This window comes from Caldicellulosiruptor hydrothermalis 108, assembly GCF_000166355.1.
GTDB classification, from domain to species: Bacteria; Bacillota; Thermoanaerobacteria; order Caldicellulosiruptorales; family Caldicellulosiruptoraceae; genus Caldicellulosiruptor; species Caldicellulosiruptor hydrothermalis.
The window spans coordinates 1,468,887-1,493,354 of sequence record NC_014652.1; the positions used below are offsets into that span (position 1 = coordinate 1,468,887).

Annotated in this window: 26 protein-coding genes; 2 read left to right on the top strand and 24 right to left on the bottom strand. The window is 36.0% G+C overall.

Going from position 1 to position 24,468, the window contains the following annotated elements; genetic code table 11:
• Position 1: 1 nt before the first annotated feature.
• The 7 genes from CALHY_RS07300 to mtaB all read right to left on the bottom strand — a co-directional run bounded on the left by CALHY_RS07300 (position 2) and on the right by mtaB (position 8,648).
• Entirely contained in the window at positions 2 to 553 is a 552-nt protein-coding gene (locus CALHY_RS07300) for a hypothetical protein (RefSeq protein ID WP_013403328.1), read from the bottom strand.
• Between the two features lie 212 nt (positions 554 to 765).
• Positions 766 to 1,065: a hypothetical protein gene (locus tag CALHY_RS07305; RefSeq protein WP_041723141.1), complete on the bottom strand. Its 300-nt coding sequence runs from the start codon at positions 1,063 to 1,065 to the stop codon at positions 766 to 768.
• A gap of 220 nt (positions 1,066 to 1,285) precedes the next feature.
• Complete coding sequence (locus CALHY_RS07310; RefSeq protein WP_013403329.1) at positions 1,286 to 1,732, bottom strand: divergent PAP2 family protein; 447 nt, start codon at positions 1,730 to 1,732, stop codon at positions 1,286 to 1,288.
• A 7-nt stretch (positions 1,733 to 1,739) separates the two neighbouring features.
• Positions 1,740 to 3,884 carry an ATP-dependent helicase gene (locus CALHY_RS07315; protein ID WP_013403330.1) on the bottom strand — a complete coding sequence of 715 codons (2,145 nt, stop codon included), beginning with the start codon at positions 3,882 to 3,884 and terminating at the stop codon, positions 1,740 to 1,742.
• Between the two features lie 6 nt (positions 3,885 to 3,890).
• Positions 3,891 to 6,266, bottom strand: a complete 2,376-nt coding sequence (gene pheT / locus CALHY_RS07320; protein ID WP_013403331.1) for a phenylalanine--tRNA ligase subunit beta — start codon at positions 6,264 to 6,266, stop codon at positions 3,891 to 3,893.
• 29 nt (positions 6,267 to 6,295) lie between these two features.
• On the bottom strand, positions 6,296 to 7,318 hold the full coding sequence (gene pheS, locus CALHY_RS07325) for a phenylalanine--tRNA ligase subunit alpha (protein WP_013403332.1): 1,023 nt from the start codon (positions 7,316 to 7,318) through the stop codon (positions 6,296 to 6,298).
• A 25-nt stretch (positions 7,319 to 7,343) separates the two neighbouring features.
• The gene (gene mtaB, locus CALHY_RS07330) at positions 7,344 to 8,648 is read right to left on the bottom strand and encodes a tRNA (N(6)-L-threonylcarbamoyladenosine(37)-C(2))-methylthiotransferase MtaB (RefSeq protein WP_013403333.1); all 1,305 of its coding nucleotides are present in this window, start codon (positions 8,646 to 8,648) and stop codon (positions 7,344 to 7,346) included.
• 202 nt (positions 8,649 to 8,850) lie between these two features.
• Between mtaB and CALHY_RS07335 the strand changes: the two genes are divergently transcribed.
• A complete protein-coding gene (locus CALHY_RS07335; RefSeq protein ID WP_013403334.1) occupies positions 8,851 to 9,081 on the top strand; it encodes an HPr family phosphocarrier protein in 231 nt (76 codons plus the stop codon).
• Positions 9,082 to 9,122: 41 nt separating this feature from the next.
• Here CALHY_RS07335 and CALHY_RS07340 read toward each other — a convergent pair whose 3' ends face one another.
• A complete protein-coding gene (locus tag CALHY_RS07340; protein WP_013403335.1) occupies positions 9,123 to 10,247 on the bottom strand; it encodes a D-alanyl-D-alanine carboxypeptidase family protein in 1,125 nt (374 codons plus the stop codon).
• A 60-nt stretch (positions 10,248 to 10,307) separates the two neighbouring features.
• On the bottom strand, positions 10,308 to 11,459 hold the full coding sequence (gene aroC / locus CALHY_RS07345; RefSeq protein ID WP_013403336.1) for a chorismate synthase: 1,152 nt from the start codon (positions 11,457 to 11,459) through the stop codon (positions 10,308 to 10,310).
• 102 nt (positions 11,460 to 11,561) lie between these two features.
• On the opposite strand from aroC, the gene CALHY_RS07350 reads away from it, so the two are divergent.
• Positions 11,562 to 12,077, top strand: coding sequence for a hypothetical protein (locus tag CALHY_RS07350; RefSeq protein WP_013403337.1), 516 nt, complete (start codon positions 11,562 to 11,564; stop codon positions 12,075 to 12,077).
• 9 nt (positions 12,078 to 12,086) lie between these two features.
• Here the strand turns inward: CALHY_RS07350 and CALHY_RS07355 are convergent, their stop codons facing one another.
• The 15 genes from CALHY_RS07355 to mtrB all read right to left on the bottom strand — a co-directional run bounded on the left by CALHY_RS07355 (position 12,087) and on the right by mtrB (position 24,463).
• A complete protein-coding gene (locus CALHY_RS07355) occupies positions 12,087 to 13,709 on the bottom strand; it encodes an MBL fold metallo-hydrolase RNA specificity domain-containing protein (RefSeq protein ID WP_013403338.1) in 1,623 nt (540 codons plus the stop codon).
• A 15-nt stretch (positions 13,710 to 13,724) separates the two neighbouring features.
• Entirely contained in the window at positions 13,725 to 14,792 is a 1,068-nt protein-coding gene (locus CALHY_RS07360; RefSeq protein ID WP_013403339.1) for a DUF3048 domain-containing protein, read from the bottom strand.
• A gap of 13 nt (positions 14,793 to 14,805) precedes the next feature.
• Positions 14,806 to 15,504, bottom strand: a complete 699-nt coding sequence (locus tag CALHY_RS07365) for a diacylglycerol kinase (protein WP_013403340.1) — start codon at positions 15,502 to 15,504, stop codon at positions 14,806 to 14,808.
• The gene (gene ybeY / locus CALHY_RS07370) at positions 15,501 to 15,977 is read right to left on the bottom strand and encodes an rRNA maturation RNase YbeY (protein WP_013403341.1); all 477 of its coding nucleotides are present in this window, start codon (positions 15,975 to 15,977) and stop codon (positions 15,501 to 15,503) included. The genes CALHY_RS07365 and ybeY overlap by 4 nt, the downstream gene beginning before the upstream one ends.
• Positions 15,946 to 17,457, bottom strand: a complete 1,512-nt coding sequence (locus CALHY_RS07375; protein WP_013403342.1) for an HD family phosphohydrolase — start codon at positions 17,455 to 17,457, stop codon at positions 15,946 to 15,948. Before CALHY_RS07375 ends, ybeY begins: the two co-directional genes overlap by 32 nt.
• Positions 17,458 to 17,460: 3 nt before the next feature.
• Entirely contained in the window at positions 17,461 to 18,438 is a 978-nt protein-coding gene (locus CALHY_RS07380; protein ID WP_013403343.1) for a PhoH family protein, read from the bottom strand.
• Between the two features lie 22 nt (positions 18,439 to 18,460).
• Positions 18,461 to 19,606 carry a sporulation protein YqfD gene (locus CALHY_RS07385; RefSeq protein WP_013403344.1) on the bottom strand — a complete coding sequence of 382 codons (1,146 nt, stop codon included), beginning with the start codon at positions 19,604 to 19,606 and terminating at the stop codon, positions 18,461 to 18,463.
• Positions 19,607 to 19,609: 3 nt separating this feature from the next.
• Positions 19,610 to 19,912, bottom strand: coding sequence for a sporulation protein YqfC (gene yqfC / locus CALHY_RS07390; RefSeq protein ID WP_013403345.1), 303 nt, complete (start codon positions 19,910 to 19,912; stop codon positions 19,610 to 19,612).
• Positions 19,913 to 20,047: 135 nt separating this feature from the next.
• Positions 20,048 to 20,494 carry a GatB/YqeY domain-containing protein gene (locus CALHY_RS07395; RefSeq protein ID WP_013403346.1) on the bottom strand — a complete coding sequence of 149 codons (447 nt, stop codon included), beginning with the start codon at positions 20,492 to 20,494 and terminating at the stop codon, positions 20,048 to 20,050.
• Between the two features lie 19 nt (positions 20,495 to 20,513).
• Complete coding sequence (gene rpsU / locus CALHY_RS07400; RefSeq protein WP_011917352.1) at positions 20,514 to 20,690, bottom strand: 30S ribosomal protein S21; 177 nt, start codon at positions 20,688 to 20,690, stop codon at positions 20,514 to 20,516.
• A 98-nt stretch (positions 20,691 to 20,788) separates the two neighbouring features.
• Complete coding sequence (locus tag CALHY_RS07405) at positions 20,789 to 21,208, bottom strand: acyl-CoA thioesterase (RefSeq protein WP_013403347.1); 420 nt, start codon at positions 21,206 to 21,208, stop codon at positions 20,789 to 20,791.
• 21 nt (positions 21,209 to 21,229) lie between these two features.
• Positions 21,230 to 22,987, bottom strand: a complete 1,758-nt coding sequence (gene pyk / locus CALHY_RS07410) for a pyruvate kinase (RefSeq protein ID WP_013403348.1) — start codon at positions 22,985 to 22,987, stop codon at positions 21,230 to 21,232.
• A 21-nt stretch (positions 22,988 to 23,008) separates the two neighbouring features.
• Positions 23,009 to 23,977: a 6-phosphofructokinase gene (pfkA, locus tag CALHY_RS07415; RefSeq protein WP_013403349.1), complete on the bottom strand. Its 969-nt coding sequence runs from the start codon at positions 23,975 to 23,977 to the stop codon at positions 23,009 to 23,011.
• Positions 23,978 to 24,003: 26 nt separating this feature from the next.
• On the bottom strand, positions 24,004 to 24,195 hold the full coding sequence (locus CALHY_RS07420; RefSeq protein WP_013403350.1) for a hypothetical protein: 192 nt from the start codon (positions 24,193 to 24,195) through the stop codon (positions 24,004 to 24,006).
• A 19-nt stretch (positions 24,196 to 24,214) separates the two neighbouring features.
• The gene (gene mtrB, locus CALHY_RS07425; RefSeq protein WP_013403351.1) at positions 24,215 to 24,463 is read right to left on the bottom strand and encodes a trp RNA-binding attenuation protein MtrB; all 249 of its coding nucleotides are present in this window, start codon (positions 24,461 to 24,463) and stop codon (positions 24,215 to 24,217) included.
• Positions 24,464 to 24,468 lie beyond the last annotated feature (5 nt).

Genomic DNA, 24,468 nt, shown 5'->3' on the forward strand with positions numbered 1-24,468 from the left:
GTTACATTTTTAAAAATATTCCAAGGACTTTTCCACTTATTTTTACAATCTCATTACTCTTTTGGATTGCAAAATATTTTCCGATTGACTTGCCAGATATTGTTATAGCAGCAACCATTGCAGTCAGAAGTATGGAAAGAAGAATGGGATTGGCTTTGCTATTTTTTGCTATATAAAATACAATACTTGCAGAAAGTGCTCCACTCAATATTCCGCATATATCTCCTATAACATCGTTGCAAATAGAAGATACTTTGCTTGCATTTTTTATGAGCCATACACTCACCTTTGCACCTTTTACTTTTTTTGCAGCCATTGCGTGAAAAGGGACCTCATCAGCTGCAGTTGTAGCGATACCAATTATGTCAAAGATTATTCCCAATAAAATTATACAAAATAAAAGTATGAATGAAATTGTCACAGGTAATCTTTCTGATACATAGCTTGAAATGTAGTTTAGAGTAGCTGACAGTAAAAACGATAAAATAAACAATATTAGTGTCCATTTGAAATATTCTCTCTTTTTATTCTGCATTTTTTTCTTGTTTTTCATTTTCATCTCCCGAAAGTTACTTTTTGAAAAATATATTGAAAAATATATAAATTTATTGGGATAGGGTGATTTTACGAAGGGTAAATTTTGCGGCTTAAGGTCTGGTAGGATTTCCCCCAAACTTACCTCCCGTCGCCAGGAGGCGGTTTCCCTTTAAAAGTTTGGGTGTGCGGTTGCCCAACACACAACCAGATCGCCACTTAGTCCGCACTTTAATCCCCTTCGTAAAGCCAATACATGGCACAGCCTAGGAGCTTTCCTCGACAGAGGGCATGCTTTCTAGCCTCTTTTGCGAAATAGATTTCAGGCCTCAAGACCTTCCTAAAAACGGGCCCTATTTCTAGGAAGGCCAGAAATTCGGCCATCCGTCTATTCCGCTCAAGGCAGGCTACACTACCCCAAGCACATCCTTTCTCAAAAAGGACGCACCTGGCGGTAGGTTTTACTAACGCACAAAAAGCTTCTTTCTTTTTGTGCGTTAGCCTCCACGGGAAAAGGGGTGCATCCTGCATGCCATTGCAGGACTCCCTTAACCCTTACTCCCAGCTTCAACCCCTGACTGGGCGTCAGAAGCCGAAACCAGGAACTTCATCGGTGTGCCCTTTGGCGGATTTTTAGGCCCGCCTTCGAAAGCAGCCACTCTGACTAGGATACTGCATCACCCTATCCCATCTTCACATTCTTGATTATTCAGTTTTCAGAATAATATTATATCACAGCTTTTGTTTTGCTTCAAATCATTATTGTGGCAATTAATATTCCAACTATGGCTCCTGCAAAGACTTCTGTAGGTTTGTGACCTATGAGCTCTTTTAGTTTATATTGAGGCTTGTAATGTGGTGAAAGATACATCTCAATTATCTCGTTCAAAGTCTGTGCCTGTTTCCCAGCCTCTCTTCTTACTCCTGCCGCATCGTACATCACAATTAAAGTAAATGTTAATGAAATAGCAAAATTGGTTGAGCTAAAGCCATCTATAAGCCCCACAGCAGTTGAAAGCCCACTTGCAAACGCTGAATGAGAACTCGGCATCCCTCCGGAGCTTATGAACCATTTGAGGTCAACTTTTCGTGTTATGATAAATGCTATCACAATCTTTAAAAACTGTGCAGCAAACCAGCTGACAACACCAACCTCAAGCGCCTTATTCCTTAAAATCTCTAACACAACCTCTTTCATCTTTCCCTCAACCAATCCTTTTAAGATTTGCATAGGACAGAAGTAGCCTTTTCTGACCAATCTTTTCAAAATCTACTACTACCTCTTTCATATCATCTGAAAGCCAGATAACTTTTCCAACTCCAAACTTTCCATGCTGGACCTTGTTTCCAACTTGCAGATTGCTAATAGAAGCATCTTCAGTTTGATTAATCTTGGCAGAAAATGTTTGGTGAGTTTTAGTAATAGGACTATAAACAACTTGAATGTATTTTTGAGGAATCTCCTCAATGAAACATGACTTTTGTCGTGAAGAAAACCTGCCAAATACTCTTCGATTGTTAGCATATGTCAGAACAAGAAGCTTTTTTGCTCTTGTAATTGCTACATAACACAGTCTTCTTTCTTCTTCAAGTTCCTTTTCAGCCTCAACAGGTTCTTCTGCCCTAACAAGCGGAAACAGTCCTTCTTCCAACCCTGTAAGGAAGACAACTTCAAATTCCAATCCTTTTGCAGCATGAACTGTCATAAGCGAAACTTTTTCTTCTTTTTGAGTATCTTCCTCTTCAGAGCTCAAAGTAATAGAATTTAAAAAGTTTTGCACAGTAGGCTCCTCATTTTCTTCTTCAAAAATAGCTGCAGCGCTTATAAGCTGCTCAATATTCTTAGCTCTCTGAAACTCCTCTTCACTTTTGCTACTGAGCAAACTTTCTAAATACCCCGTCTTGTCAAGCACAAGTTTAATGGTCTGACTTACAGACAAATTTTCTGCCTCAGCTTTTAAATCTTCTATCAGAGATATAAAGCTATTCAGCTTTTCATATGTCTTCTTGTCAAAATCAATCTTTGCTCGCTCAAGTAAAACTGTATACGCTGAAACGCCATACTCTTTACTCAAAACTTTTATTTTCTCTAAAGTACTGTTCCCAATTCCTCTTCTGGGAACATTAATAATCCTAAATAGACTCAAATCGTCATGCGGATTTGTAATGAGTCTCAAATAAGCAATAATATCTTTTATTTCTTTTCTTTCATAAAATCGCAAAGCACCTACAACTTTATATGGTACAGAATAAGCCGAAAGTGCATTCTCAAAGTTTACAGACTGAGCATTTGTTCGGTAGAGCACTCCTATTTCTGATGGTGAAAGTCCGCTTTCAATAAGATTTTTCACACTCGATGCAACAAACTCTGCTTCATTTACTTCATCAAAAGCTGAGTATAGAAAAATCTTTTCACCCTCAAGGTTGTCTGTCCACAACCTTTTAGATTTTCTATAATAGTTGTGTTTTATAACCTCATTTGCAGCTGAGAGTATTGTCTTTGTAGACCTATAGTTTTTTTCTAATTTTATTACCTTGGCATCGCTAAAAACCTTTTCAAATTCCAAAATATTTTTTATATTTGCTCCTCTGAAACTGTATATACTCTGGTCGTCATCACCGACAACACAGACATTTCTGTGTTTCTGTGAAAGTAAATAAATAAAATAAAACTGAGCATGATTTGTGTCCTGATACTCATCTACCAAGATGTATTTAAACTTATTCTGATACTTTTCCAGAATGTCAGGGTTTGTTTCAAAAAGAACTACAGTGTAATACAGAAGGTCATCAAAGTCAAACGCATTGTATTCTTTTAAAAGTTTATTGTAAAGTTTATACACCTCAACAACACGACCATCAACATCACCATATCTGTATACCTCAGAGGGTCCAATTAGCTGATTTTTGAAATTGCTAATCTGCCTTGATACATGTCTGATATCAAGCCTCTCTGAGTCGATATTCAGCCGATCAAAGCACTCCTTTAAAAGCTGCTGTCTATCCTGTGTATCAAATATTACAAAGTTGTTTGAAAATCCTATATTATGAGCTTCCATTCTCAAAATCCTTGCACACGCAGCATGAAAAGTAGACACCCACATCTCTGAAAATGACTGGGTGCTAACAAGCCTTTTTATCCTTTCTTTCATCTCATCAGCAGCTTTGTTTGTAAAAGTAATTGCAAGGATATTGCCCGGATTTGCTAACCCCATATTCAATATATATGCTATTCTATATGTTATGACACGAGTTTTCCCTGAACCTGCACCAGCCAATACTAAAAGCGGCCCTTCTGTTGAAAGAACCGCCTCTTTTTGCTGCTCATTTAGTTCTTTTAACCATTCCATCTCTTTCTACTCCCGCAAACTTATATTGTAGTTTTTAAGCTCATCCAAGACTTTCTCTTGAATCTGGTTAATATCACTATCTGAAAGTGTTTTTGATTTTGACCTGAAAACTGCTTTATAGGCATAGCTTTTGAAACCTGGCTTTATTTGTTGTCCTTTGTACACGTCAAACAGACGAAACTCTTCTAAAATGTCAGAGCTATATTTCTTGAAGATTTCTTCAATTACCCTGCTTTCTACATCATCTGGCACAACAAATGCATAGTCTCTCTCAACAGCTGGATATTTTGGAAGTTGAACATACCTCTTTTCTTTCTTCTCAGCCTCAAGCAGCTCATCTATAAAAAGTTCTGCATATACAACTCTTGTGGGTATGTCAAACCTTTCTAATATATCCGGATGGACTTCTCCAATGTAGCCTATGAGAAAACTTTCCTCGGTATAAATCTTTGCTGAACGTGTAGGATGCAAATTTGGATTTTGATGTTGCGATGAAAACTTAACATCTTTTATTCTCAGCATGTCAAAAAGATTTTCAAGTACACCCTTTAAAGAATAAAAATCCTGAGCCGAACTTCCTATTGCCAAAACAAGTTTTTCTTGCGGAAGTTTTTCGTTAGACTTTTTAAATACTGTAGATAGCTCAAATATTTTCACATCTTTTATATTTCGCGATATATTGAGATAAACTGTTTTTAATACGGAAGACAAAAGCTGCATTCGCATGATAGAAAAATCTTCACCGAGTGGATTTGAAATCTTGACAGCATCATCCAAGTTATACCCTTTTAAAACCTCATAAACCTTTGGCGATTCAAATGAATATGAATAAATTTCATAATAACCACTGTTGGCAAGAAAATTTTTTATATTATTTACCATTCTTTGCTTTTGGGTAAGACCAGAAGATATAGCATTTCCCATGAAAACCCTTGAAGGTAGTTTATCATACCCATATATTCTTATCACTTCTTCAGAGATGTCGGCCATATCTTCAATGTCAGTCCTAAAAGGTGGTATTATAAATACTTCTTTTTCTTTATCATACTCTATTTCAAGCCTGCTAAGAATATTCAAGACCTCACCTTTTTCAATCCTAAGACCAAGAAGCTTCTCTATATATGAAAAATCAGCTTTCACTTCTACTTGCTGCCATGGGTCAACATAGGTATCTACAGCTCCTTTTACAACCTCGCCTGCTCCTATTTGTTCAATCAAAGCGCACGCTCTTTGAATTGCGAGTTCTGCAAAGTATGGGCTCAAACCTTTTTCAAACCTGTTTGAAGCCTCTGTTCTAAGCCCTAAATATCGTGCTGTCCTTCTTACCATTGCAGGATTAAAAGTTGCAGACTCTAAAAGTACAAGTGTTGTACTCTCATCAACCTCAGTATCTAATCCCCCCATCACTCCTGCAACTGCTATAGCCCTTTTCTCATCTGCAATAACAATGTCAGATGGCCGCAAAACCCTCTCCACACCATCAAGAGTTACAATCTTTTCGCCATCGCTTGCAAGTCTTACAAAAACATTTCTGCCACAAATCTTGTTGAGGTCAAACGCGTGAAGAGGCTGACCCATCTCGAGCATTACATAATTTGTCACATCAACAATATTATTTATTGGCCTTACACCGCAAGCCACAAGTCTTCTTCTCAGCCACAGAGGCGACTCCTCAATTTTTACGTTTTTTATCACCCTTCCCATATATCTTCTACAAATCTTTTTGTTCTGAATTTCAATACTATCTATATAATTTTTTACCGGTTCATCTGTCTCTTTGAAACTTAAATTTGGAAATTTAAGGGGTTTGTTTAAAATAGCAGCTATCTCTCTTGCAATACCCACAACGCTCAAACAGTCGGGCCTGTTTGAGGTTATTTCAAAATCAATTATCACATCATCTATTCCAAGTGCAATCTTTATGTCAGTCCCTATCATGCTGTCATCCATACCTTCAAGAATAAATATGCCATTCTCATCAGCATATGAAAACTCGCCGCGGGTAAGCCCAAGCTCCTCCAACGAACACAACATTCCTTCTGATACTATCCCCTTGAACTCAAGAACATCAATTGTTTTGCCATTTGCCAAGACAGCACCTGGCTTTGCTAAAGGGACATACAAGCCTGGCTTTACATTCTTTGCTGCAGTTATTATTGTAAGTATTTTATCTCTTGTATCTACTTTGCAAACAAAAAGATTTTGGTTATGAGGGTGCAAAGAGATTTCTAAAATTTTACCTACTACTACATTTTTAATATTCTCAAGTCTCTTTTCATATCCCTCTACCTTTGTTCCGCTCATAGTAAGTTTATCAACAAGCTCATCTACCGAACAATCTATGTCAACAAAACTTTTTAACCATTCCAACGAAACCTTCAATACCTTTCACTCCTTTTGTATCAAGTTTTTTATCTGAATTGTTTCAAAAATCTCAAATCATTTTCGTAAAAAAGTCTGATATCTTCAATCTCATATCTCAAAAGCGCTATTCTCTCAACTCCCATACCAAATGCAAAACCAGTATATACATCTGGGTCAATTCCACAGTTCAAAAGAACCTTTCTGTGAACCATTCCTGCACCAAGTATTTCTATCCAGCCTTCACCCTTACACGTTCTGCATCCTTTCCCACCACAGAAGATACATGAAATATCAACCTCAGCCGACGGTTCAGTAAACGGAAAATGGTGCGGTCTGAACCTGACCTTCGTCTGTTCACCAAAAAATCTCTTTGCAAACACTTCAAGTGTCCCTTTCAAATCAGCCATTGTAACCCCTTTGTCAACAAATAGTCCTTCTATTTGATGAAAAATGGGAGAGTGTGTACTATCCACCTCGTCCGACCTGTACACCCTTCCCGGCGAAATTATCTTAATCGGGGGTTTTTGGCTCTTCATGACCCTGATTTGAACAGGGGAGGTATGCGTTCTCAAAAGCACGTCATCCGAGATATAAAAAGTATCTTGAGTATCTCTTGCAGGATGGTCAGCTGGGATATTCAGTGCTTCAAAGTTGTAATAATCAAGTTCCACCTCTGGTCCTTCTGCAATTTCATATCCCATGTTCAGAAAGATTTCAGCTATTTCATTTTGAACCTGGGAGAGGATGTGAATGGCTCCTATTTCTACTCTTTTGCCAGGTATAGTAACATCAATGCGTTCACTTTGTATCCTTTTTTGTTTTTCTTCCTCTAAAAACCTTTTTCGCAGGGTAGCAATGTTTTCCTCAAGGTACTCTCTTAGACTATTTAATTCTTTTCCCATTTGAGCGCGGATTTCTGGTTCAAGCTTTGATAGCTCTTTCAGTTTACTTTTCAAAATGCCTTTTTTGCCCAAATACTTGACCTGAAAATCTTCAAGTTCCTGCAAACTTTTGATTTTTGATAGTTCTTCCACACATTGGCTTTTTAAATTTGCTATGTCAGTGTTCAATATTACACACCACCTTTTTGTATTTTTATTGAATTATTTCTCCTTTGACATATTGTTCATAAGCCTGTGTAATCTTAACCTTGTAAATTTCACCAGATACTATCATATTACTTTTCCTTATTAACGTACGGATATAATTTCCTGAATACCCTTCATAATATCCGTCAAAATCAGAATCCTGTTCAATTAAAACCTCTAACCAATTGCCAACAAACTTCCTGTGAAATTGATATGAAAGTCTCGCTGCCACTTCTTTCATTACTTTACTTCGTCGTTCTTTTTCTTTGCTATCTACTTGGTTTGGCATCTCATAGGCTTTAGTACCCTTTTTTGGCGAAAATCTAAACACATGAATTCGTGAAAAACCTATTTTCTGAACAAACTCTAAAGTAGCATTGAAATCTTCTTCTGTTTCGCCTGGAAAACCCACTATAATATCAGTGGTGAATGCTACATCCTCCCATTTTTCTCTTATTCTATCTACTATACCTTGGTACTTTGCTGTAGTGTAATGTCTGTTCATAAGTTTCAATATTTTATCACTGCCACTTTGAAGGGAAAGATGCAAATGATGGCACAGTTTGTCAAAACCAAGTAACCTCTCTATAAATTCATCATTCATTATAACCGGCTCTAAAGAACTTAGTCTAATTCTTTTAACACCTTCAATCTTATTTACCCTCTCAATAACATCTATAAGTGTTACCTTCCCATCCAAATCCTTCCCATAAGATGAGATGTTAATTCCTGTTATAACAAACTCTTTGTATCCCTTCTGAACAAGCCTTATAACCTCTTCTTCTATACTTTTTAAACTTCTGCTTCTAACTGCCCCCCTTGCATATGGGATTATACAATAAGAACAAAACTGGTCACAACCTTCTTCTATCTTTATAAAAGCACGGCTACGCTCATTAAATTCTGATATCTTAAGCTCTTCAAATGCTTCTCTTTTATATTCTCCATCTATTGCTACAATTTTCTTTTTGTCTTCCAAATATTGTCTAACATAATCAACAATTCTTTGTCTATCTTTGGTGCCAATTATAATATCTACATCTTCTATCTTTTCAACCTCTTGGGGATACACTTGCGGATAGCATCCCATCACAACCACAATACTTTGCGGAGAAAGTTTTTTAGCCTTTTTTATTGCCTGTCTTGACTTTCTATCGCTTATGTTGGTAACTGTACAGGTATTTATCACGTACACGTCTGCCTTGCTGTCAAAGTCGACAATCTCAAACCCGCTTTCTTTAAAAAGTTCAGCCACTGCCTGGGTTTCATACTGGTTGACCTTACATCCAAGTGTATAAAAGGCAATCTTCAATTTAATTTGTTCACCTCCACATTTAAGTTATATTATAATATTTAGCAGCCAATTAGTGAAGAGCTAAAAATATATCTTTAATTGTTATTTTTCTATGAAAAAAGGGTATAGAAAATGTGTAAGGAGTTAATTGATTTAAAGCTCATAAACATGATATGATAAATAATGAGTATTATTTTTGTTGTGAAGGGAGGAATTTAAAATGAAAACAGTAACAGTAAAGCTGAACACAATTGATGCTGTCAAGAACTTTGTCAACATTGTTAGCAAGTACCCATTTGATATTGACCTTACATCAGGAAGGTATGTTGTTGACGCAAAATCTATCATGGGAATATTCAGTTTAGACCTCAGCAAACCTATCAAGGTAGAGATTCATTCAGATAACTGCGATGAACTGCTCAAAGAGCTCGAACCGTTTATGGAAAAATAAGAAAAAATAAATTTAGCGTGGATTTTACGTCCACGCTAAATTTATTTTTGTCTCATTCTCTTTTCAAACAATTTTTCTTTTATTCTGTCCCATAAAGATTTTCTTGGGCATTCTTGTAATGCTACAAGTGGAAGGCTCTGTTTTTCATTTTTAAGATACACATTCAACCTACCAACCACCTTGTTTTTTTCGATAGGTGCCTCTGCTGCCTGCAAAAGTACCTCTAATTTTGGCAGACAACTTGATTCCACTACCCAATAACACTGATATGTTGTTCCAACTTTTACCCAATCACTTTTTCCGTTTTTAACTTTTGCATAACCTATTTCGCCAGGTAGAAGTTTTACCACTTTAAAATTGTTATAACAATAGTCGAGAATCTTTTGTGTATCATTCCACATATCCGGAGCATTTAAAACCACACATATGACTCTAAAATCATCTCTGCAAACAGAAGTGACAAGACACCTACCAGCCTTTTTTGTAAATCCAGTCTTTACACCTTCAGCCCCCGGATACAATCTTAACATCTTGTTTTTGTTCTTCAAGATTCGATTGTAAGGTCTTGTAGTCCATGGTACTTCTCTTTCTGTGGTTTTTACTATCTGTCGAAATATTGGATTTCTCATAGCGTATGCGGCAAGTTTTGCCAGGTCGTGAGCTGTTGTATAGTGCTGACCTTGTTCCAAGCCATGTGGAGATGAAAATACAGTATTCGAAAGTCCAAGCTCTTTTGCTTTCTTGTTCATAAGTTTAACAAATCTTTTTACATCACCAGCTGTTGCTATTGCCAAGGCAACAGCAGCATCATTCCCAGAAGAAAGCATAAGTCCATACAAAAGGTCTATTATTTTCAATTTTTCTCCTTTTTCAAGGTACATCGATGACCCTGGAACTCCCACAGCCTGTAGCGGAATTTCAATTTCTTTATTTACATCACAGTTTTCTAACACCAGGATTGCTGTCATTATTTTGGTTGTGCTTGCCATTGGAAGTTTTAAATCCTTGTTTTTTTCAAAGAGAATCTTTCCTGTTACCCATTCAATAGCTATGGCAGATTTAGAGCTTACCTGTGGTAAATTCTTTTTTTCATTTGCATAGCATATCTTACCAAATGTTGTAGTTATTATTAACGCAAATACAAGAACAAATGCCCTTGCTTTCATTACAAAAAAACACCCCCACATCTACTTAGTATACCCATGGATGTGAGGGCATATGTATTTTTACCCTTTATTATAAATTCTTTTGAAAGTCTCTAACATAGTCTTAGCAGAATCTCCTCCTAATCTTTCTATTAAAGCATTTGCCAGAACATATGCAATTGCCGCTCTCATAACAATACTTCCTGCCGGCACAGCACATGTGTCAGATCTTTCCACTGCTGCCTCAGCAGGTTGAAAAGTTCTTATATCTACACTTTTGAGAGGCTTATAGAGCGTTGGAATTGGCTTGAAAGCAGCCCGAACAACAATATCCATGCCGTTTGAAATTCCGCCTTCTATACCACCTGCATTGTTTGTCTTTCGATAAAAACCTCTCTTATCATCATAATAAATTTCATCATGAACTTCAGAACCAAACCGCCTTGCCGCTTCAAACCCCATACCAATTTCAACACCTTTGACAGACTGAATACTCATCACAGACTGAGCAATCTGTGCGTCAAGTTTTCTGTCCCAGTGAACATGGCTGCCAAGACCATATGGAACATTTTTGCAGATTACCTCGGCAACCCCACCTACGCTGTCACCCATTTGTCTTGCTATATCAATCTCCTGTTTCATCTGCATTTCAGCTTCTTTGTCAATACAAAACAGCTCTGAAGAAGATAAAGCCTGTTCAAAAAGCTCTGTGTCATCAAATGAATACGATTTTGTAAGCCGTACCCTACCAATCTCAACAACGTGGTTGTAAAGTTTAATGCCAAACATTTTTAAAAGTTCTTCACAAACAGCTCCAACTGCTACCCTTATAGCAGTTTCTCTTGCACTGGCTCTTTCCAATACATTTCTTGCATCATCAAACTCATATTTTAAACAGCCAGCCAAATCTGCATGACCAGGCCGTGGAACTGTCACTTTTTTGGTATCTACATCACACTGCATTGCATCCATAAAACTTTTCCAGTTTTCGTAGTCTCTGTTTTCAATCATCAATGTAATAGGGGCTCCTGTGGTAAAAGAGTTTCTGACTCCTGATAAAATTGTTACTCTGTCCTTTTCTATTTCCATTCGTTTTCCTCTGCCATAACCTCTCTGGCGTAGTTGTAAAAGATGGTTTATATTTTCTATGTCTATTTTTACATGTGCAGGAAATCCTTCTACTATGGCTATCAAAGCTTTTCCATGTGTCTCACCAGCGTCTAAAAATCTCATTGTTTCACCTCAGTTTCTTTTGTTTTTTGTATCAAACAAATTACTCTTCTCAAATATAATGATAATATACTAAACATTATCGTTTTTTAGTAGAAAGAAAAGATGAAAAGAAGACTTGTTCGCATACTCTTCACATTATTAGCGGTTTATATAATCTTGAGCATATTTATCATTAAAAATTCGGATAAACATATATACGTATACCATGAACCTTCTAATTTATCCATCCGCTATGGAGAATCACAATACTCAGTGATAGTACAGAATATAAAAGTAAGTCTTGAAAAAGTGACAAAAGAAAAATTTTATATCACATACTCACAGGTTACTGGAAATCAGAGTTATTTTGGTTTAACTCTTATTATAGAGAACTTAGAAAAAAAGAAGATTAATAAGGCTGCCTTTGAATATATTTACATTGAAGATACAACCACAAAACAAAAATACTATCCAATTCCTTATTTTGAGATAGAAAATTTTCCTCAAGACCAACCTCTGTTGTATAAAGCAAAATTCTACGCTAAATTCCAGCCATTGCCACATGATATTTTTACAATAAATATCTACTTTAAATTTGCAGGTAAACTGTTTACTCTTAAAAACGTTGATATAAGATAAACTTTCTTTTTAGTAATCATTCAACGCAAGGCTGAGAAGGTATCTCAGTTCTTCTAAATTCGAATTGAGAGCAAATAGCCTTTCTGGAGAAATAGCAGAGTTTTTTATACCTTCTTTTAGCCTATCAAGTTCATATTCAATCTCCTCAATCTGAGCAAGTACTGAAAGATTGATAAATGAAGGAAGTTCTGAGAATAACCTTTCACTTGGCGCAACATACTCAGGTGCAATTTCGTACATCTCGCCACGTGCAGGGACAATGACATCTGTGTTAAACCGGTTTTGCAGTTCTTTTGCAAATTCGAGCTGGATTTCCTTTTCGCCATGGACCACAAAAATCTTCTTTGGTTTTTCGCTCATCTGTTCAATCCACGAAAAAAGCCCACTTTTATCTGCATGACCAGAATATGCCTCGATATACTCTATCTTTGCTCTTACTTCCACCTCTTCACCAAATATCTTTACCTTCTTCTGTCCATCCAAAAGCCTTCTTCCAAGCGTGTTTGGTGCCTGATATCCGACAAAAAGCACAGTGTTTTTCTCATTCCACAAATTATGCTTAAGATGATGTTTTATCCTTCCTGCCTCACACATCCCGCTCGAAGAAATTATTATACAACTCTTGTCATACTCATTTAACCATTTGGACTCATCAACAGATTTTATAAACCTCAAATTAGGTGGCTCAAGGGGATATATACCATTTTTTATGAACATAGCTGCTTCACTATCAAAATAGTCTATATGTTTTTTGTAGATGGCAGTTGCAGAAGTTGCAAGCGGGCTGTCAACAAAAATCTCTACATTTCTTATAATTTTAGCTTCTTCAGAATCAGTACTAATTTCTTTTGCAATCTCATATAATATTTCCTGTGTTCTTCCAACTGCAAAAGATGGAATTATAACCTTTCCGCCATTTGAAATAGTTGTACAAATGATATCTATAAGTTTTTTAAATTTGTTTTCAACGTCTACATGAAGCCTATTGCCGTAAGTACTTTCAATGAACAGATAATCGCAACCATCTATTATGGTAGGGTCTTTCAAAATAGGAACATTTCTGTTCCCTAAATCACCAGAAAAAACAAGTTTGTACTCCTTACCATTTTCTTTTATATAGAGCTCAACTATAGCTGAACCAAGCATGTGTCCTGCATCTTTAAAAACAAAACTCAAATTTTTGTCTATTTGAATTTTCTGACCATATTTTACGCCTCTGAAATGTTTCAAGACATTTTCGGCATCTTCTAAGGTATAAAGCGGCAGCAGCTGCTCTTTCCCTTCTCTTTTCCTTTTTCTATTCTTCCACTCAATCTCACTTTCCTGAATATGAGCGCTATCTGGCAACATAATACTACACAGGTCCATTGTCGCATCTGTTGTGTAAATTACTCCTCTAAAGCCATCCTTATAGAGTTTGGGGATTCTTCCACTGTGGTCAATATGGGCGTGAGAAAGAATGACAAATTCAATTTCTGACGGATTAAAAGGAAATGATTCATAGTTGAGCAGTTCTTCAGTCAAACCACCTTGAAACATACCACAATCTACCAGAAATTTTTTGCCTTCAAGCTCAAAAAGGTAGCATGAACCTGTCACACTCTGAGCTCCACCTATAAAAGTTATCTTCAAATTTTTCCTCTCCTCTCATTCAATCTTAACCTTACCATACTGCGGTACAATCTCAAACCATGTGTTCCCTTTTAAAAGCTTAATCTCTTGCCCATTTTCATCTTTTAATATAAATGAATTCTCCATATTAAATTCATAAGTGATTGGAATAGTTTTTCCCATTTGCAGAACATACCCTTTTCCTTTTGAAAAATCCACTTCCTGTCTACCTTTGTCATCGTTTTTTATTGTGTCATAGTGAGCAAATATTATTACCAAGTTTTTTGCAGTCAGCTGAACACCTGTCTCTTTGTCAAGATGAGGTTTTTCTTTGATAAACCTTTTGTAAACTTTTTTCTGAGCATCATATTCATACCTAACATAATACCATCCTGAAAAAGTAATTTTTATCCTGGTGTTTTCTGAATTCCATTTATTCACAACATCATCTGTTAAAGGATATGTTTTGTAAGTTTTCTGCGTTGTGTAACCCTTTTTATCAAAAAAAGCTGTAAGCTTCTCCATAGAAGAATAAAGATTATGCGGTGCTTTTCTATCTGAGGTCCTGAAAAAAATTCCGCCACCTGTGTATATGGCATCAATATGGGGTATAAAATTCTGTTTGAAAAGCCTGTAAGCTTGTGGACTGCCACCACAATGTACAAAGTAAGCATTAAGCGATTTTGCTATCTGCATAAAATACGGTCTTGCACTTCTTATAGGACCTACTTTTTTAGGATATGTATGGTGATATATTGCCATAATTCGTGTTGCTCCACCCTCAATCAAAGCTTCATAAAGGTACTCAGCCTGATTTAACGAAGATTGAGGGATTGCACCGGGTTCATTATTAATCATAACTGCTATTATTTGATGTTCATCTTTTTGGTAAATGGCATCTCCAGTGAATCTGCAAAGATAGTCAAACTGCTGAGCTTGACTATTGTCTTTTCCTTCTTTTTTATCTGTTTGTAATGTTTTACTTGTTTTTGAGATTTCATTCTTGGTCTCTTTTTTGCCACATGCTGACAAAGAAAAAATTATCATTCCTATTATTATAAGCGATAAAATCTTTTTTAAATAAACTCCTTTTTTGTCTTTCATAAAGGTCCCTCTTTCATTTTATCTTGAATATCAAAAGGGTTACAAGAACTCCAATAATGGCACCTACAAGTGTCTCCCAAACTGTATGAATCTTTGCTTCTATCCTGCTCTCAAGTACCAATAGAGCCAAAAAAAGAGCAAGTGATACTATTATGAGGTTGTTAGTGAGCATTAAAATAGCAGTTGCCGCAGCAAAAGCCAAAGCAGAATGACCGCTTGGCATTCCGCCCTGCATAAACTTTGTTCTATTTGTAATAGCCTTAACAACTATTATGACCATTGCAACAATTATAAGGGATAAAAACACTACATGAAAAGAAATACCTCTTATATGTTTAAGTGTTAACTCTATCGGCAGCTTTATTTTATCATAAAAAAGAAAATACCCTATAGTCAATGACATCAAGGCAGATACCAAAACAGCTCCCGCTGCTACGTCTTTTGCAATTTTTGCTTTCGGTTCAAACTCTTTTGCTATAAGGTCTATGGCATTTTCTATTGCGGTATTTATAAGTTCTGTTGTGATAACTAAACCAACGCAAATTAGCACTAATATGGTTTCAATTTTGTTAAGTTTAAAGACAATAGTTAAAAAGAGAATTGCAAAAGCTATTATAAAGTGAATCTTCATATTTCTCTGAGTCTTAAAAGCAATTATTATTCCGTTTATTGCATTGTCAAAGCTCTCCAGCAATGTTCTTCTTTTGTTCATCTTGTCAACCCCATGCTATCTAAAATCTGCTCTTCATATTTTCTCATTACTTTTCTATCATCTTCTTCTATGTGGTCAAAACCCAAAAGATGCAAAACAGAATGCACAGTTAAATATGCAACTTCTCTTTCCAATGAGTGACCAAATTCTTTCGCCTGCTGTGCTGCCTTTTCGATTGAAATTACAATGTCACCAAGCGGAATTTCATCCTCCATAATTACTATATCTTCTAAAAGCTTCCCATTTTTAAATTCAAATATAGGAAAAGATAGTACATCTGTTTCTTTATTGACATTTCTATAATTTCTATTGAGTTCCTTTATGAAGTTGTTGTCAACTATGAGTACGCTTATTTCAAAGTTCTCTTCTTCCAAGAAAACCTTAATGGTATTTACAATCGACTCTTCAATTATCTTTGAAATGTGCTGGTCAACATCAACCTTATCCTGCTGATTTTGAATGAATATTTTCACTTCTTACTATCACCTCATCTGGTTTGTTTGAAGAATCTTCAAATATATTATAACTGACCCTCTTGTGAAAAACACCAGTCAAAACCTTGATAAAACTTTCTGATATAATCTCAAGTTCTTTAAATGTCAAATCGCTGTTATTTAGCTGCCCATCCAGAAGCTTTTCTTGGATAACATTTCTTATAGTAGCTTCAATCAGCTGAGGCGTCGGAGAAGAAAGAGCCCTGACAGCTGCTTCAACAGAGTCAGCCAGCATAACAATTGCAGCTTCTTTACTCTGTGGAATTGGTCCATCATACCTAAACTTTTCTTCGCTCACTTGCTGATTTTGACTTAGCGCTTTTCCATAAAAAAATGCCACCTTAGTAGTACCATGATGCTGTTTTATAATGTCAAGAACCTGCCTCGGTAGCCTATATTCCTTCCCAATCTCCACACCATCTTTTGTATGTGAGATTATTATAAGAGCTGATAAGGTAGGAGTTATTCGATTGTGAGGGTCTTCTTCAATAATCTGATTTTCTTTAAAATAAAAAGGTCTTTTTAGCTTTCCTATGTCGTGATAATAAGCACCTATGCGGGCAAGAAGGTAATTGCCACCAACCGCCTCACATGCAATCTCAGCTAAATTTCCAACTATTAAACTGTGATGATAAGTACCTGGAGCTTCAAGTAAAAGTCTCTTCAGCAACGGATGGTTGGGATTAGAAAGCTCCATAAGTCTAATCGGGGTGGTAAAATCAAACAAGTACTCCCACACAGGTAAAGTTCCATATGCAATAATAAACGAAAGAGCCGTACCAATAAAAGAGTTTGCTGAAGTGGTCAACACCTCAGCTCCATTTATTTTAAATACCAGTTCAGCTGATAAAACAAAAAGCGAGGATATTAAACTGGCCAAAAATCCGTGAGATATAAATTGTAGTCTATTATGAATACTGTGTGATACAATTGCGCATAAACTTCCTGTCACAAAAAGATGAAGAGCAAAACTGAGGTTATCCATCCCCACAATTAGCAGGGTTACAATTGAGAGTACCATATTAAAAATAATTGAAACTCTAACGTCAACCAAAAGAGAAATCAAAATAACCCCTACAAAAGCCGGCACAGCATATGTTGGTATGGGAAGAAGAAACTTTATTAACAGAAGATTTAAAACTATAATAGCGCTTGTTGCTGCCATATCCCTGCAGCTGTCTATAAATTTTCTTTCAAAAAGATAAAAATACACTCCCATTATGAGAGAAAGTATCAAAATTAATAAAATGGCAGCTGACAAATCACCGGCTATTCTAAATTTAGAATATTTTATATCAGGATTAAAAAATCGAAAAATTTTATTCCAAATTATAGGTGTTCCTTTTCTTTTAGACAGTGCTATCAATAGCAACGAGGTCCCAAAAAAAGAGCAAAAAAGAATAAATCGATAAAAATAAATCTTTTTTCTCTCATGCCATCGTCCAAAAATTTTTAACATGGTCTATGCTTTTTGTTTCTCCTTTCGTTTTTCTTCATACCTGTTGTAAGCGTTAATAATCTTTTGAACAAGTTGATGACGAACAACATCCTGATATGTTAAAAAAACAAATTCTATTCCCTCGATATCCCTAAGTATCTTCGTTACCTGAACAAGACCAGACTCAACACCACTTGGCAAGTCAATCTGAGTAATATCACCAGTTACCACTGCCTTTGAACCAAAACCAAGCCTTGTCAAAAACATCTTCATCTGCTCTGAAGTTGTGTTTTGTGCCTCATCTAAGATTATAAAAGCATCATCTAACGTCCTTCCGCGCATGTATGCAAGCGGTGCAACCTCAATTACTCCTCTTTCCATATACCGTTGGTAGGTTTCTGTGCCAATTAAGTCATGAAGTGCATCATAAATTGGTCGCAAGTATGGGTCTACCTTTGTTTGCAAATCTCCAGGTAAAAACCCTAATTTTTCACCTGCTTCAACAGCCGGTCTTGTGAGAATAATCTTGCTTACCTCTTTCTTTTTGAGGTAATGAACAGCCATTGCCATAGCCAAGTAAGTCTTACCTGTACCTGCAGGTCCAATGCCAAATACAATTGTATTGTTCATAATTGCATTTATATATCGTTTTTGGCCAAGGGTTTTAGGTTTTACCTGTTTGCCTCTATGAGTTATAAAGATAACATCATTTTCTAAGCTTCTTATTTCTTCATCTTCTAAAGTCTCTACTATATAGCGGATGGTATGTTCGTCAATATCTAATTTTTTCTTCTCCATGTCATGTAATATTTTTATCGTTTTTTCAGCCTTATTTATATTTTCTGGACTGTTGCCTATGATTTTTATGCTGTTGTCTCTAAAGACAATATTTACATTCAAAAGCTCTTCTAACGTCCTTACTTTGGAATCAAACTCACCAAATATATTCCAAAGCTCTTGGGTGTCTTCAATGCTTAAAGTTGAAATAAGTCTTTCTTCCAAATATTTCTAACCTCCTATGATTTTATTTTTTTATGCCAATCTCTTCTAAGCATTCATAATTTCTTTGGCATTCAATTTTCCTTATCTCACCTTTTTGCTTTATCATTTTTATATATGTGCGAACTGACAAAATGTTTAATATCTTTTTATTTTTCGTAAGTGCTATAAACTTTTGGTCACATTCTTTTCTAACCTTTTCTTTTATTTGAGCAAACGTAGGTACAAATCTTTTCAGCTTGTATCTTTTGACTTCATACACTCCCACCCAAATAGCCAAAGGTGAAAGTTTATACTCTTTTATTTTAATTTTATCACAATTCTCGTTTTTAGTAACTATATTTTTAAGTTTGATTTCATAATTACCAACTTTTATGTATGGAACTGTTGCTTTTGAAATGTATTCTTTTTGATATAAAGGAATAGTAAAATCTGCAGGAATGGTATAAAATGTGATTGCTTCAATTTGAGCATTTGCATCTTCGTAATATTCAATTCCATCCTTGGAGGTCACTTTATTATCTACAAGAAGCTGTCCACACACTACAGTATCACCTTCTTTGACAAGTAAATTTCCTGATTTTAAGATTATTCTTTTAATAACTCCGCTACTTGCTGCAAATATCCGTCCTTTCTTGTTCTCTATTTCTGCCGTTTCTCTTTTTACATACTCTACAAACAGACGAGCACCTTCTCTTTTCACCTTTACCCACATCAAATCATCCAAATCAGCAAGAAGTTTGCTTTCAAGTATTTTTTCATCAATTTTATTTTTCAGCATAAAAGGCTTTATATTGTACTGGTAAAGTTTTTCTTTTATTTTTTCATTCAACAACATGTCTGCAGAACCATGGTTTAAAATAGCTATGTCAAAAATAAACTGATTAAAAACTATTAAAATAAAAATACATACTCCAACTGTAATTACTTTCCATAACGTTAGCTCCTTTAAATAAAAATACATTCCATTTTTCTCTAAAATGCTTATTTTGCACTTTGTTCTTTTTGCTATCTTTATTACTTTTTTAAAAATTTTGGTTGAAATTCCTATAATAATGGTATTGTCCTGTTTAGAATACAGTTTAAGTAAAATCTTATTGAAAATAAGCATATTTAAAAATTTGTTTAGATTCTCTCCTTCTACTTTTAAAACAAGTCTTCCACTGCACATCTTTCAATCACTTCTCCCTTGTTCGGGATCAAAAAAATATTTTACAGACTTTATTCTTCCCCTTATAATAATTGTTTCGCTGTCCATTCTTTCAATTACAAGTTTATCTCCTTCAATTGCAAGAGGAGAGATATTTGTGTTTATTTTAACAAAAGTGTCTTCATAACTAATGAGTCCTTTATGGTTCTCAACAACAATTTCTTGGTCACCTATTAAAGTAATTCTTGGCTGGTCTGTTATAACTTCCTGGGGAAGCTGAGATAACAAAGCAAACTGTCTTAAATCTTTCTTTGACATCTTTGGCATAAACGCCTTATTTAAAAATTAAGGTTCACCTCTATTTTATTTTTCCTCAAATTTTTTTATAACTTATCCAAAATAAAAAAGTGACCTTCTGCTTTTGCATCAAGAAGGCCACTTTTTATCTTTCAATTATTTTATTTACTGTTGTAAATATTTTTTAACAATCTCACTTACAACTTTTCCTTCTGCTCTGCCACTTACCTTTTTCATAACCTCTTGCATTACTTTCCCCATATCTTTCATTCCATTAGGTTTTATAATTTCTATAGTTTCCTTTACAAGCTGCTCTATTTCTTCTTCGCTGAGCATGGGTGGAAGGTAAGAAGTCAAAATTTCAATCTCTCTATTTAACTCATCAATCAAATCCTGTCTGCCACTTTTTATATATTCAGGTAAACTGTCTTTTCTCTTCTTAATCTCCTTCGCAATGACACTCAACACACCATTGTCGTCAAGAACCACCTTGTTGTCCTTTTCAAACTGCAATATAGCAGCTCTCACCATACCAACAACATTTTTTCTGACAACATCCTTTTCTTTCATAGCAGTTTTATAATCTTCAAGGAGCTTATCTTTGAGACTCAACAAAAACGCCTCCTACTCCTTATCTGCGCTTTCTCCTACGTGCAGCTTCTGATTTTTTCTTTCTTCTAACGCTTGGGCTTTCATAGTGCTCTCTTTTTCTGAGCTCAGCTAAAACCCCAGCTTCTGCACATTTCTTTTTAAATCTTCTGAGGGCACTATCGAGTGATTCGTTCTCACCCACTCTTACCTCTGACATCAATTTCCCTCCCCTCAAACCAGGCTCAAAAACACTACCTCAGGATTATGGTATTATTATAACTCACTTATTTAAGATATGTCAAACAGTTTTAAATATTACAATTTGTCTTCCACCCACAGCTTTTCAAAATTCAAAAACAAATCCCTGTTTTTTTTCTGCAGATTTATTGGTTTAAAATTTTTATCTACAAAGGCATGTTCTGTAAAACCTGTTGCACACAAAACTCCATCTCTTTTAACTTCATAGTAAAATTTTATTCTCGTAGGTGTTAAATTATTAACCTTTGCACTCACCGTTATCTTATCCTCGTAAAAGCAAGCTCTCTTAAAATCGCAAGAGCAGCTTATAAGTGGCAGATACACTCCAAGCTCATTTTCAATCTGCGAATAACAGATACCCACCTTTTTTATAAGCTCTGTACGAGCTGCTTCAAACCACACAAAATAATTTGAGTGATGTGCAATACCCATTCTATCTGTTTCAGCATACCTAACTATTAATTCTATTTCTATCATTATTTGTTACCCCTAAAACTTTTATTCTTCTGTCTTCTGCTCTCCACTAAATACTATTCCTTTTTGAGTATCAATTGTAACCACAATCCCTGTTTTTAATATCTCCAATGCATTTTTAGCATCTGTGATTACAGGGATATCAAGTGCAGCACCTACAATTACTGCATGAGAGTTCTGTCCACCCTCTTCTGTGATAATTCCCAAAGCCCTTTTCATGTAAGGTATAAACTCATTATTTGTCTGGCTTGTAACTATTATATCTCCATCTTCAAAATTCTGCTTAAGCTCATTAATGTTTTTCACAACGCATACCCTGCTTGTCACCTTTCCACTTCCCCAGCCTCGCCCTTCAACCAGAACATGTCCTACAACATGAACTTTAAGTATATTTGTTGTTCCACTCACGCCAACAGGAACTCCAGCAGTAATGACAACCAAATCTCCATTTTTTACAATTTTGGATTTCACAGCTATCTCAACAGCATTGTCAAATATATCATCGGTTGAACTCTTGTACTCTGCCAAAAATGGATACACACCCCATGACAGATTCAACTGTCTCCTTACCTTCTCACAAGGTGTGGTTGCAATAATCGGACAAGCAGGTCTGAATTTTGACACCATTCTTGCAGTGTTGCCTGACTTTGTCACGGTTATAATAGCCTTTGCGCCAAGGTCATGTGCGGTTGTACAAGTTGCGTGCGAAATAGCATTTGTCACATTAACAGGCATATCAAATACCTGAGACTGAAATCTCTTGATATAATCAATCTGATTTTCCACTCTCTCGGCAATCTTTGCCATTGTAGCAACACTTTCAACGGGGTATTTGCCCATTGCTGTCTCGCCAGAGAGCATTATTGCAGAAGTGCCATCAAATATGGCATTGGCAATATCGCTAACCTCTGCCCTGGTAGGTCTTGGATTTCGTATCATAGATTCAAGCATCTGTGTTGCTGTTATGACAGGCTTTCCTGCTTTGTAGCATTTTTCAATGAGCATTTTTTGAACAAGGGGGACTTCCTCAAAAGGAAGTTCTACCCCTAAATCTCCTCTTGCAACCATAATTCCGTCTGCAACCCTTATTATTTCGTCGCAGTTGGCAACACCTTCTTGAGTTTCTATTTTGGCAATTATTAAAATGTCCTTTCCACCATTTTTGTTCAGAAACTCTCTGATTTCAACAACGTCACTTGCCTTTCTTATAAATGAGGCTGCAATAAAATCTACATCGTTTTCTATCCCAAACAGAATATCCTCTTTATCCTTCTGGGTAAGTGCAGGAAGTCTTATGGGTATGCCCGGTACGTTTACCCCTTTCTGGTTGGTCAAAACTCCTCCATTTTTTACCTTGCAGATTATGTCCTTTTCTGTCTTGTCCTCAACAATAAGCTCAATAAGTCCATCATCTATCAGAATTTTATCACCTGGTTTTACATCCTCAACAAGTTCTTTATAAGTTATACTCACAATCTCTTCATTTCCTAAGATTTCTTCCACAGTCAGCACAAATTTCTGACCCTCTTTTAGTTCTACTTTGCCGTCCTTAAAAAAACCTATTCTTATCTCTGGCCCTTTAGTATCAAGCAAAATGGGAATAGGCTTGTCAAGTTCTTCTCTTATTTTTTTTACCATGTCAATCTTTTTCTTATGCTCTTCATGAGTACCATGAGAAAAATTTAATCTCACAACATCCATTCCATTTTCAACAAGTTTTCTTATTATCTCCTCTGAGTCGGTCGCTGGACCCAATGTACAAATTATTTTTGTTTTTCTCAAACTCAAACCCTCCACAAAAAGTTATAAAGAAAGGATAGTAGCTAAATTGTACATGTATTCATCAATTGTCTTTTGCATAGAAAGTGCTTCGTCAATATCATAATCAACAATCTTGCCATCCTTCATTGCAATTATCCTGTTCTGCTTACCTTCTTTGATAACCTCAACAGCTTTTGCCCCCATCAAACTTGCAACAACTCTGTCATACGCAGTAGGCGAGCCGCCTCTCTGAATATACCCAAGGATGGTTGCTCTTGTCTCTATTCCAGTTGCTTCTTCAATCTCCTTTGCAAGCTCTGTTGCTCCACCAATTCCCTCAGCCAATATAATCAAGTTGTGAAGCTTTCCTTTGTTTTTCCCATCAATTATTCTTCTTATTATCTCATCCTTGTCAAGACCTTTTTCAGGAATCACAATCGACTCAGCACCGCCTGCAATACCACTATAAAGAGCAATATACCCGGCATGACGTCCCATTACCTCAAGAATACTAACTCTTTCATGAGAGGTTGCTGTATCTCTTATCTTGTTAATTGCATCCTGAACAGTATTCAATGCTGTATCAAAACCAATAGTGTAGTCTGTACATGCGATGTCATTGTCAATGGTTCCGGGAATTCCAACAACATTTATACCAAATTTACTCAAGTCTCTTGCCCCTCTGAAAGACCCATCTCCACCAATTACAACAAGAGCATCTATCTTGAATATCTTGCACATTGAAGCAGCTTTTTTGAGTCCATTTTCTGTCATGAACTCAGGAGACCTTGCAGTCAAAAGTATGGTTCCACCACGTTGGATTATATCTGAAACAGACCTTAAGTTCATCTCAAAAATATCGCCCTCAATAAGACCATTATAACCCCGTCTTATACCCATTACTCTAAATCCATAGTATATACCAGTTCTCACAACAGCACGAATAGCAGCGTTCATTCCTGGTGCGTCGCCACCACTTGTCAAAACACCAATAGTTCTCACTTCTGGCATGTATTCTATACCCCTTTCTTTTTAGTTTAAAATCCTTTTTCGATTATTATGTTGTGGGCTTCATTGACCTCTGTTTCTGGCACTATTATTTCAAAATAACCTTCTTTGCCTTCTTGAGAAATAGATTTGACCTTTGCAAGAATCCCGACCTTCTCAAGCTCCTCTCTGATTTTGTTGGCAATCTCACTATTTGAGGTTATATAAACAACTTCCCACATAAAAACACCTTCTACACCATCATTTATTCTGGGACTCTGAAACAATAAGCCCAAACTTTGTATAGATCTCTGCCCTACCTCTTACCTTAATTGCCGACGTAACTTCAGTAAATTGAGCAAGTAAAACTTCACCACTGTCAAGTTTTTCTGTGTGATGAAGTTTTGTGTCCTTGCCTCTTGTAAGCCCTATGACATTTACTCCGTTTTCAAGTGCCTTGACTACTATATAGTCACCATTTTTGTATTCGTATACATTTTCATTTTCCATGTCTC